Here is a 9,147-nt window from a genome sequence, read left to right as displayed (position 1 = left end):
TTGAATGAAATTGTCACTGTCTGCCTCGATCAAAATCCGAAACGCCATTAACACGAAGACCTACTAGCTAAAAGTTTGCGACAAAGCCTGAGAGAGTCCAGAAACATGCAACCGGAATTTGACGGTTTGGCTGAGGTCTGGTTCTCTTCTGAAGAAGATCTGATGGAGGCGATGGGCACCTCTGAAATGCAAGAACTAAGCGTAGAATTGCTGCAAGACGAGTCCAATTTTGTCGACCACACAAAGTCATGCGCATTTATTGTCCAAGAGCGGGAATTCTAGATCAGTTGAATAAAGTCGTTCAGCCCACAAGTCGCGTTCGCCAATTTCCCCAGCGACGCAATGCTCACTTCATCCCGCAGACCGATCAGGACAATCCGGATCTTTTCTTCAGAAGAGAAGTGTTTGCGTGTTTGGCGCTAAACGCCCCTGACTAACTTGCCAACGGTATATTTCGATGTTCCGGATTTCCTGTTAATCCAAGCCCAAAACCTGTCCGGCGAGCGCTGATGTCAGACACCCAGAGCAACAATACGACGAGATCGAAATGAGCAATCTTGGTTTCACTTACCGGCGCGCCAAGAATGGCGACGTAGTTGTCGATCATCACGGTCGGCGTGCAACGATTCTTCGGGGCGACAAGGCGGAATGGTTTCTGCAAGATATGAATGGTCTGGATTTCGAGAGCCAACAGCAGGAAATGGCTCGCGTCACCGGCAACTACAAACGGGGAAATGAACGCAAGGCGCGCAACCATCCCCGCAACCGATAAGCTTTGGAAAAGATACAGAGCCGGCGCCGCGCCGCTGTATTTGGCGCTCCTCAGGTGATCGCATTAACCGTCACGCGTATAACAAGTGAGGTCATGGACTTTGCCGTTTTTCAGGCGCTCGAATTGGATCAACCCGCCGAGGGCAAGTTCATGCAAAACACGTTGCTCGTGCTTTGAGATAGCTGCCGTTCGACCCTGGTCACCGTCGCCGCGACGCGGCCCGTTAGAGGAGACCTCCGCCGAGAGCGCAAAATCGGGGGCCGGTTGAACTCACGGTCAGCGCGGACAAAGCGATCTTTCGCCGGACAAGTGCCAAGGTCTGCTTCCGGATTTTTTGGGAATATCAAACGTTTCTTCCTTGGCTGAATAAGGTGCCAATTGCGGCTTCAAAAAAACACAAATGTCGGCGATCTTGCTTATGCCAGCGTCTATTAAAGTGTTCTGTGAAATACCTACTTGCCACGCCACAACAACCAATACGTGACGCCAAACGCCAGACCGAGTCCAGAATACCCAACGAAATAAAGCGGCTCCAGGTCCGTCGTGTCGAGTGTGATGACCTTTCTGGCAACGGCCATAAGGGCAGTTGCAACTACCAGCTTCACATGTATGACATCGGCCGTCAGGTAAAGCGTAACATTCGTGTAAATCTCGATGGCGATCAGTACGACAAGCGCGGCCGCAAAAACCTCCAACAGATCACTGACGTCAAGAACCAGGACCGGCGGACTTATAAGCTTGATATAGAACGAGTAACTGGCGTCGATGACGGCAAATCCGATCACAACGACCATGAACAAAGACATCACCCGAACGGCGTGTCGAATGAGCCGATTGCAGCTTCTGACAATCAGATCCTCATGGTCTGGGTCAAGCTCGACATGCGCTTGCGCATTGCGTTGCATCTGATCGGCCATCAAGATCACCCTATTGTCGACGTTTCATGAACAATACTTCAGCCAAACGTCAGCGCCCTCTGGGCAAGACGACCTGAGCCTGCAATCGCAAGCGAAAGCCCTCCGCGCCCACCTCGGGCGCTTCCAGCCAATAGCCCGCCCCCGCTTGCAGATTGACCGGCAGCGCCCCCCATTGGACTAGCTTGGAGACCGAAGCGTTTATAGGCACAGCCCAGGCTTCAGTTTCCCAGTCATAGGTGCTTTCGCTTTGCAGCGAATAGGTCCACGCGCCTTCGGTGGAATAAGCAAGAAAGGGCTGGACAAAACTCACATTCGTGGGGGTGTCGGGGTTGCTTTCTAGATCCCACAGATGATTGGCCAGCGCACCATAGGTCCACGGCCCGGTCTGTCGCAATGCAATGCCGGTGATCCCAGCAGCCCATGTATCACTCGATACGTCGCTAAAGGTTGGAAAGCGCACAACGGGACCCACGCCCCACGTTATGTCCCCGGTTCCGATTGGCGAGAACCACGCAGAGAACAGGATATCTCCGAACCCCTCCTGGCGTGTGCCCGGCACAACGTCTTCCTGCCAGATGTAAGGAATGATAGTTCGGGTAATCAGGTTAAGGTCATCGTTCAGTTGAAAGGGCACGACTGGTTGAAAGTTCAGCGTGGTGCGCGAGCCCTGATCAGAGACGCCCAGATTTTCATCATAGTTCAATTGAAACGGAACCGAGACGATTGCCGCAAGTGGGTTGGCCAGTTCCTGTGCCAGATCGGATGCCTCGTCTGCAACGGTTGTGGTTCCGGCACTGGCTGTAAAAAGCAGCCCCATAAGAGTATGGGATCGACGCATAGCCGTGTACTCCTTTTGAGATGCGGTTTGGGCGAGTGGCCTAGTTGATCGGCTCCAGCTTCGGGAAGGTCCAAGTGCCGTTCAGGATTGCACCCTCGGGCTCATAGAGGCGGATCGCGTAGTTCCAGCCCGGAGTAATCGGCAGACAATTCACGCGGCCATCGTCGCACCCGCCGAAATGCAACGTGACCGAGCCGTCTTCTGCTGCTTCGGCTGTGTAGCCGTTGTAGCTGTTTATGCCCAGATCATTGGCTTCCAGAAAGCCGTCACCGTTATAGACAGTCACCGACCAGAACGCCCGAACCGGCACATCCTTGACGGTTACCGCATGCGGTGTTTCGCCGTCATTCTGATCGACCGCGTCCAACAGATAGATCGCGGCCTCAGGCGGAAGACCGCCCCAGCCCGAGAAGGCGCCGACCAGAAACTGAACCGGATCAATATCGTCTTTTGTTCTGCCAAAGGCACGGGCTGAATCGGTGCCCAGCAAGGACAGGTCGTTTATCGCCTGACGCGCAGTGGCAAGCTGTTCGGTGTTCCAGTTCGGCGCGTCAAATGGACCCGTTCCACCGCCGCTGACGACAATTCCATCCTGTGCCGCTTGCGCGGCGGCAATATCATCCGGGTCGGTCACATCGACGAATGTGCGAAACGCGATGAAACCAAAGCGCGTACCAAGGTCTTCCTGTGTGATTTGATACGTGCCGGGCTCTGCCTCGGCATACATGAAGTGGTCCTGATTGATGACATGCATCGAGATATAACGGCCATCCGCTTCGGGCAATGTCACTTCGACGGGTTTGCTCAAATCCAGCAAGATGCCGGAGTAGAGCGTGTCCTGATTCATGCGGATAACCGGCTGGTTGTCCGGTGTGGTGGCTTCGCGCATATGCCCTAACTCGCCAACAGCGAGGCCGAGATTGGCTATGTTGGTGCGAAACATGTGATCTGTCTCGGCGCGCACAAGGGTGTCGACGGTCACATCGACCATGTCTTCGGCCCAAACGCCTGTCGGGAGTGTAAGCGCGACTGTCAGAAGAAGCTTTTTCATCGTAAGCATCCTGTTGTTCAGTTTGCGGGTTCTACGGAGGGGAAGACCCAGCTTCCGTCGATGACCTCTGGGCCCGGCTGATAAAGGCGCACGGCATAGTTCCAGCCATCCATGATCGGGAGACAGTTCATGCGTCCGTCGTCGCAGCCGCCGAAATGCACGGTCACACTGCCATCATCATTCTTGGTGCCTGAGACCGAATTGACCACATACGAGTCGAGGGAATTGAGTTCAAAAAACCCGTCTGCATTATAGAGGCTCACGGACCAGAACGCGTTCACTGGAACTTCCGCTGGGACCTGGATTTTGTATTCTCCAAGCGGCAGGCCGGGCTCGATATTCAGATAAAAGGCCTCGTCTTCGGGCAGTCCACCAAAGCCGACGGCGGTGCCAAGGAAATGGCGCAATGGGTCTACATGATCTGCCGTACCAAAAGTTCGGACGCTGTCTGTGGCGAACCTGCCCAGCTCAATTGCGGCTTGGCGCAGCGCCTCAAAGCTCTCCGTGTCGTAATTGGGCATCTCGAAAGGCGTCGCGGAGGCGGCATCAATGGTGAACCCGTCCTGAATTGCATTGACTGCCGCGACATCCTTGGGGCTCTCGGCATCCACCAGTATTCTCATGAAAACAAGTACGTAAGGGGTATGGAATGTATCCATGTCAAGCTGGAACACACCGCCACCGTCGAACACTTCATTGATAAAATGATCTTGATTGACCACCATCGTCGTCAAGTATCGGTCGCCCACATCGGGCAGAGTCAAGGTTGCACCTTTGCTGATATCAATTACCGCAACGCTGTAGAGCGTGTCGCGGTTCATCCGAATGGTGGGCTGATTGTCGATGGGGGTGGGTTCTTTGAAATGAAAGAACTGATTTACGCCTCCGGCCAGGCCATTGTACGTCTTCAGTTCGTTGTCTGTAGCAGCCCGAACAAAGTTGTTTATGGTAATGGGCACTTCGTATGTCTCTGCAAGTGCATCGACCGTGGTATCAAAGCTCTGAGCGGTCGCTGTGCTTCCAATCAGGACAGCTAAAGCAGCAAGTTTCCAGTGTTTGTGCGTGAGATTCATAGTTTGCCCGCTCCACTAGCCAATTACAGAAATGCATTGCTTGATGGTCCCGGCACCTGATCAAAAGCGCACTCTCGCGCCTCTCATTTTGCTGTTCTTGAAATGCTACAATCGGAGCCTTGGCCATCTCTCTCCAACAAACCACAAAGTTCGAATGTATGCCCTGACAGATTGGAGCGACCGCCTCCGAAAACTGGTCAAAAATGACAGGTAGCGATAGCACTTTGGCCAACAACTAGAGGCTCTCTATTAAAATTGACCAGGCGGCGGGCCTATCGTTCATGCAGTGGTGCCAGTTTGCTAGACTGCTCTCTGCAGTTGGCGTGGTTTAATTCCATTGAGCCTCTGCGAGCGGGCACCTGACTTTTTCATTCAAAAAAGTGTCTTCGGCTTTGACGCAGGTCAGGGACACAGAGCCGCGCTTGTCTATGCTTGACGTGCCCGGCCTTTCAATTGCGGTGTCTTAAGGGAGTTATGATGACAGGGCAGGACGCGCATGCTCGACACAGAACACCACCGCTTACACGCGGGCGGGTCATCGTCCCGCTTTTGCTTGCGTTTCAAGAATCCGGTCAATCTGTAGAAAGTCTCCTTGCGGAATTCGATCTATCCTTCTCGGAGTTGAGCGCTCCGAGTTGTTTCATTCCGCACGACACTGTCTATGCCGTGTTTGAAGCCGTCGCACAAAAGACATCCCCAGACTTTCCAGCACTTGTTGGTCAAACTTCAGATCCGACGATTGCATCCCCATTCGGACAGGCCTTTCGCGTCGCAAAATCGCTGGCTGATTTCATTGCCAGGTTCTGCGTTCATGCGGGAAACAACACAAATGCGGTCACCATGACACTTGATGTCTCTGGCGAGTTCGCCGTGCTGTCCGCCAAACGCAGATTCACGCCATGCTGTTCGCCCGCCTATATGGATGCGTTTCAGATCAGCCGATGGGCTACGTTGCTGCACGAAACTGCAGGTCAGCGTTGGGAAGCAAATAAGGTTCTTGTGCGTGTGAACCGTCCTGATCTTCTCCCGTCTTACTTCTACGGTATCCGGGCGATAGGTGCGGGCTCAGACGGGTATTCCATTCGCTTCCCAAGTGCTTGGCTTTTATTTGAACTGGTTAACCGAACCTCAACCGAGTACGTGTCGACCACTCAGGACGAAAAAAACCCAGTGCCTACAGATTTGCTGAGTTCGATCCAAAGCGTTGCCTACTCAATGGTCGGGCGCACGGACTTGTCGGTTACGACGCTCGCCAAGGCATGCGGTTTTCGAGGCGCGGTTCTCAACAGACGGCTTGCTGCCTATGGGACATCACTGTCTCGCATCGTTATCGAAGCTAAATGTGACCGGGCGAAGCGCCTGCTTTCAAAGTCTGAAATCTCAATGGGCGATATCGCGGCTCAGTTGGGGTATTCTGACGCGACGGCCATGACACGGGCCTTCAAGAAATGGACGGGTCAGACACCCTCAGAGTTTCGCACCCGTGAAATGAATGGCGTTGAGGCATCTGTTCCGATACTCGACCCGGTCGAATGCGATTGTGAAACGTAACAGGAATACGACGCGGCTCACGTTTTTGCCGCGCTTCAATCTTGGGATCAAAAAAGGGGAGCAGATCGTGGACTTCACACAAGTAAGGAGTATCGTGTGTAGCTTTCTAGTTGCGCCGACTACGCTGCTCTACGGATCTCCAGCAGTGGCTCAGGACTCTGGCTGGAGCTTTTACGGCAGCTTCTACATCTATGGCGCAGATACCGAGACAACCATTGGCCCCTTAGAGTCGGAACTGAGCTTCAGCGACGCACTTGATAATCTAGACCTCGCCTTTATGGGCACGGTTGAGGCGCGACACGGTCGATGGTCACTGATCGCAGACTACATGCGCACAGACCTGTCGTTTGAAGGCGACACCCCTGGCCCGGTGTTCAGCGGCGCAGAAACGAGCCTGAAGACACAGTTCTTCAGCGGGTATGCGGCTTACACGGTCTATCAGGACCAAGCTCTGGTTGTCGATCTCGGTGGCGGGTTTCGTTGGTTTGATACCAGCAGCACAATCGCTCTGGTCGGTGGCCCCACCCCGGCACCAAGTTCAAGAACCAGCGACGATTGGGTAGATCCCCTAATTGCAGCCCGTATCCGGTATCAGATCAATGACCGCTGGTCAGCAATTGCCTTGGCTGACTACGGCGGATTTCGCTCAAATCGCGAAACGGCGCAATTTGTAGCTACGGTGGGGTATGCCATCACTCCAAAGTGGAATTTGCGCGCAGGTTATCGCTACATCCTGGTCGACAAAGGTGAAGGTGATAGCAAGTTCAAGCTCTCACAATCCGGACCCGTGTTGGGTGTGACATACAGCTTCTGAGCAAAGGCATTATGCGAAAGGCGGCCATGCCGAACACAAACAGGTCTGAAGTTTCGAAATTGCACCAAGGCGCGAGCACCGGTGCCGTCATGCTTGGGACAGACAATTGCAGTTGGATGCGAACAGTCGGACAAAGGCAATTGAGGAAAGGAACGACGAGGCGACTGATTACCAGAGCTTTGCCTGCGGCAACCGTGTGTTCGTTCTGTATCCTGGCTGCCTGCGGGCCAAATATCTATGACGAAATTGAACTGATGCCTTCACCAACGGTCTATGCCGAGGCTGCTTTTGACCCTTACAAGGACATCACGGCAGACAACTTCGTGCAGCGTTCGCAGCTATTCTACGCCACAGATCGGCTGCCCGCGGTTCCCGGTGACCCACAAGCCTATTACAACAATGAGCGCGGTCACATTCTGCGCACCGGCGTTGCCGATGTGCAAAGCAACCCCCCACTGGCAACGTTGGAAAAGCTTCGCCACGTTACCATGACGCGCGACCGCGCTAAAGACTACACGCTCAGCTTATCTGATGTACAAGAGATTGGTGTCATGCCGTTCAGCGTTACACGCTACATGAACGATCCACCTTCGCGACAGGAGATGAATGCAGCCGGTCTTCGGTTTGCCCAACGGCTTGACGATCACCTTGCAGCCTCTCGCAACAAAGACATTTTCATCTATATCCATGGCTACAATGTCGATTTTGACTACTCGACCCTTGTTTCCAAAGAGTTGCAGCACTTTCTGGGCTATCAGGGCGCTTTCATCAGCTACAACTGGCCCGCTACACCCAATCGCCTGGCGTATTTCCGGGATCAGGAATCTGCATTGGCGACGCGCCGCAATTTGCGGTCTCTTGTCGAATACCTGTCGGCAAACACCAACGCCCGGCGCATTCACCTTATAGGATACAGCGCTGGGTCGAGGCTAGCATTTGAAGCCGCCTATCAGATTGCTTTGCGGCCTGAACCAAAGCCACGGCTGGGACGGCTGATCCTGATCAGCAGCGATCTTGATCGCAGCTACTTCTTGCAATCGATTGAAGACGGCCTTCTGGATGCCGTTACAGATGTGACACTCTATCAATCGCAGACTGATTCAGCGCTGGCGATGTCACGGTTGGTCTTCGGTCGCGACCGTCTGGGTCAGGTTTCCGATGAAGCAATAAATGGGTCTCTGTTTCAGCGCCGACTTTCTGAGATGAAAACCCTACATATCATCGACGTGACCGAGGCCGAAGCGGCCGATACAGGAAACGGGCATTGGTATTTCCGATCTTCGCCATGGGCCAGCAGTGACCTGTTCATTTCTCTGCTTACAGACCGAGATCCTCAAGCGCGCGGGCTTGTGCGTGCTCCGGGCGAAGCTGTCTGGAGTTTTCCACCGAACTATCCGCAGACACTAAAACGGTATCGAAATGGCAGCTAATACTGGGATTCCAACGGATGAGAACCATTTGAACCAGATTTTGATTATGTTCTATGAGCCTGACAACGCACCTAGAGTGCCAGCGCAAAGCTGACGTTCGAGCAACGCGCAGCATCGGTTTAAGCGGGCTCGTCCCAGACCTCGGAGCAGATGCAACATAAGCCCCTACCCTGTTTTCCGCGACATACTCAACGGCCCATAAAAGACATTGGTCGCACCGTCAGGATGCCGCGTTTGCAAACTGCTTTCTGGACATTCGCTGCGCGAGAGTAATTTGGTGCCTGGATAACACGCACCTTGCCGGACCAAAGCGGTCAGACATAAGGTGTGACCGAACGTCAGCTTTTTTATTGATCAAGCCTGAGGCGCGAAATCACTATCGTCGCAACTAGGAGAATAGAGCCGCCGACTGTGAATGGCGCACCAACGGAAAACAGACCGACCAGCAATGCGCCCACAAATGGTGCGGTCAGCAGCGCCAACGTATTTGCGGCTTCGCTCAGTGCCGTTACCGACCCCATCCGGTCGGGCGAAACAGTATTTTGCAAGATGATGCGCACCGGGATCACGGCCATGGCGGACGTCAGTCCCAAAACAAGGAAGAGCAATATGAATGCCTGAAGGGGCATGGATGCGCTCAAGAGATCAAAGATCCCGAGCGTCAGGAGCATGCCGCCCCCGACAAACGTGCCGAACGCGAT

Annotated in this window: 11 protein-coding genes; 4 read left to right on the top strand and 7 right to left on the bottom strand. The window is 53.9% G+C overall.

Annotated features, from left to right (window positions below):
• Positions 1–105: 105 nt before the first annotated feature.
• Positions 106–282, top strand: a complete 177-nt coding sequence (locus tag ACR0IV_RS20720; RefSeq protein ID WP_480660823.1) for an EthD domain-containing protein — start codon at positions 106–108, stop codon at positions 280–282.
• A gap of 151 nt (positions 283–433) precedes the next feature.
• Here the strand turns inward: ACR0IV_RS20720 and ACR0IV_RS20715 are convergent, their stop codons facing one another.
• The 6 genes from ACR0IV_RS20715 to ACR0IV_RS20690 all read right to left on the bottom strand — a co-directional run bounded on the left by ACR0IV_RS20715 (position 434) and on the right by ACR0IV_RS20690 (position 4,651).
• On the bottom strand, positions 434–757 hold the full coding sequence (locus ACR0IV_RS20715) for a hypothetical protein (RefSeq protein WP_480660825.1): 324 nt from the start codon (positions 755–757) through the stop codon (positions 434–436).
• Between the two features lie 78 nt (positions 758–835).
• A complete protein-coding gene (locus tag ACR0IV_RS20710; RefSeq protein WP_480667472.1) occupies positions 836–904 on the bottom strand; it encodes a hypothetical protein in 69 nt (22 codons plus the stop codon).
• Between the two features lie 320 nt (positions 905–1,224).
• Positions 1,225–1,689, bottom strand: coding sequence for a phosphate-starvation-inducible PsiE family protein (locus ACR0IV_RS20705; protein ID WP_480660829.1), 465 nt, complete (start codon positions 1,687–1,689; stop codon positions 1,225–1,227).
• Positions 1,690–1,738: 49 nt separating this feature from the next.
• On the bottom strand, positions 1,739–2,527 hold the full coding sequence (locus ACR0IV_RS20700) for a transporter (protein WP_480660831.1): 789 nt from the start codon (positions 2,525–2,527) through the stop codon (positions 1,739–1,741).
• Between the two features lie 40 nt (positions 2,528–2,567).
• Positions 2,568–3,578: a DUF1254 domain-containing protein gene (locus ACR0IV_RS20695; protein ID WP_480473228.1), complete on the bottom strand. Its 1,011-nt coding sequence runs from the start codon at positions 3,576–3,578 to the stop codon at positions 2,568–2,570.
• Between the two features lie 17 nt (positions 3,579–3,595).
• Positions 3,596–4,651, bottom strand: coding sequence for a DUF1214 domain-containing protein (locus ACR0IV_RS20690; protein ID WP_480660834.1), 1,056 nt, complete (start codon positions 4,649–4,651; stop codon positions 3,596–3,598).
• A 474-nt stretch (positions 4,652–5,125) separates the two neighbouring features.
• Between ACR0IV_RS20690 and ACR0IV_RS20685 the strand changes: the two genes are divergently transcribed.
• From ACR0IV_RS20685 to ACR0IV_RS20675, 3 genes are all read left to right on the top strand, one after another.
• Positions 5,126–6,202 carry an AraC family transcriptional regulator gene (locus tag ACR0IV_RS20685; protein ID WP_480485034.1) on the top strand — a complete coding sequence of 359 codons (1,077 nt, stop codon included), beginning with the start codon at positions 5,126–5,128 and terminating at the stop codon, positions 6,200–6,202.
• Positions 6,192–7,016, top strand: a complete 825-nt coding sequence (locus tag ACR0IV_RS20680) for a porin family protein (protein WP_480660836.1) — start codon at positions 6,192–6,194, stop codon at positions 7,014–7,016. Before ACR0IV_RS20685 ends, ACR0IV_RS20680 begins: the two co-directional genes overlap by 11 nt.
• Positions 7,017–7,270: 254 nt before the next feature.
• A complete protein-coding gene (locus ACR0IV_RS20675; RefSeq protein WP_480660838.1) occupies positions 7,271–8,446 on the top strand; it encodes an alpha/beta hydrolase in 1,176 nt (391 codons plus the stop codon).
• 347 nt (positions 8,447–8,793) lie between these two features.
• Here ACR0IV_RS20675 and ACR0IV_RS20670 read toward each other — a convergent pair whose 3' ends face one another.
• Positions 8,794–9,117, bottom strand: a complete 324-nt coding sequence (locus ACR0IV_RS20670; protein WP_480473238.1) for a hypothetical protein — start codon at positions 9,115–9,117, stop codon at positions 8,794–8,796.
• Positions 9,118–9,147: the final 30 nt, after the last annotated feature.

The organism is Ruegeria sp. C2, assembly GCF_056537765.1.
This window is presented reverse-complemented; position numbering and strand designations above follow the sequence as displayed.

Bases quoted from the DNA above. Each gene is read 5' to 3' on its own strand.
- ACR0IV_RS20720 (WP_480660823.1), top strand. From the start codon at position 106: ATGCAACCGGAATTTGACGGTTTGGCTGAGGTCTGGTTCTCTTCTGAA.
- ACR0IV_RS20715 (WP_480660825.1), bottom strand. From the start codon at position 757: ATGGTTGCGCGCCTTGCGTTCATTTCCCCGTTTGTAGTTGCCGGTGAC.
- ACR0IV_RS20705 (WP_480660829.1), bottom strand. From the start codon at position 1,689: ATGGCCGATCAGATGCAACGCAATGCGCAAGCGCATGTCGAGCTTGAC.
- ACR0IV_RS20700 (WP_480660831.1), bottom strand. From the start codon at position 2,527: ATGCGTCGATCCCATACTCTTATGGGGCTGCTTTTTACAGCCAGTGCC.
- ACR0IV_RS20695 (WP_480473228.1), bottom strand. From the start codon at position 3,578: ATGAAAAAGCTTCTTCTGACAGTCGCGCTTACACTCCCGACAGGCGTT.
- ACR0IV_RS20690 (WP_480660834.1), bottom strand. From the start codon at position 4,651: ATGAATCTCACGCACAAACACTGGAAACTTGCTGCTTTAGCTGTCCTG.
- ACR0IV_RS20685 (WP_480485034.1), top strand. From the start codon at position 5,126: ATGATGACAGGGCAGGACGCGCATGCTCGACACAGAACACCACCGCTT.
- ACR0IV_RS20675 (WP_480660838.1), top strand. From the start codon at position 7,271: ATGCCTTCACCAACGGTCTATGCCGAGGCTGCTTTTGACCCTTACAAG.
- ACR0IV_RS20670 (WP_480473238.1), bottom strand. From the start codon at position 9,117: ATGCTCCTGACGCTCGGGATCTTTGATCTCTTGAGCGCATCCATGCCC.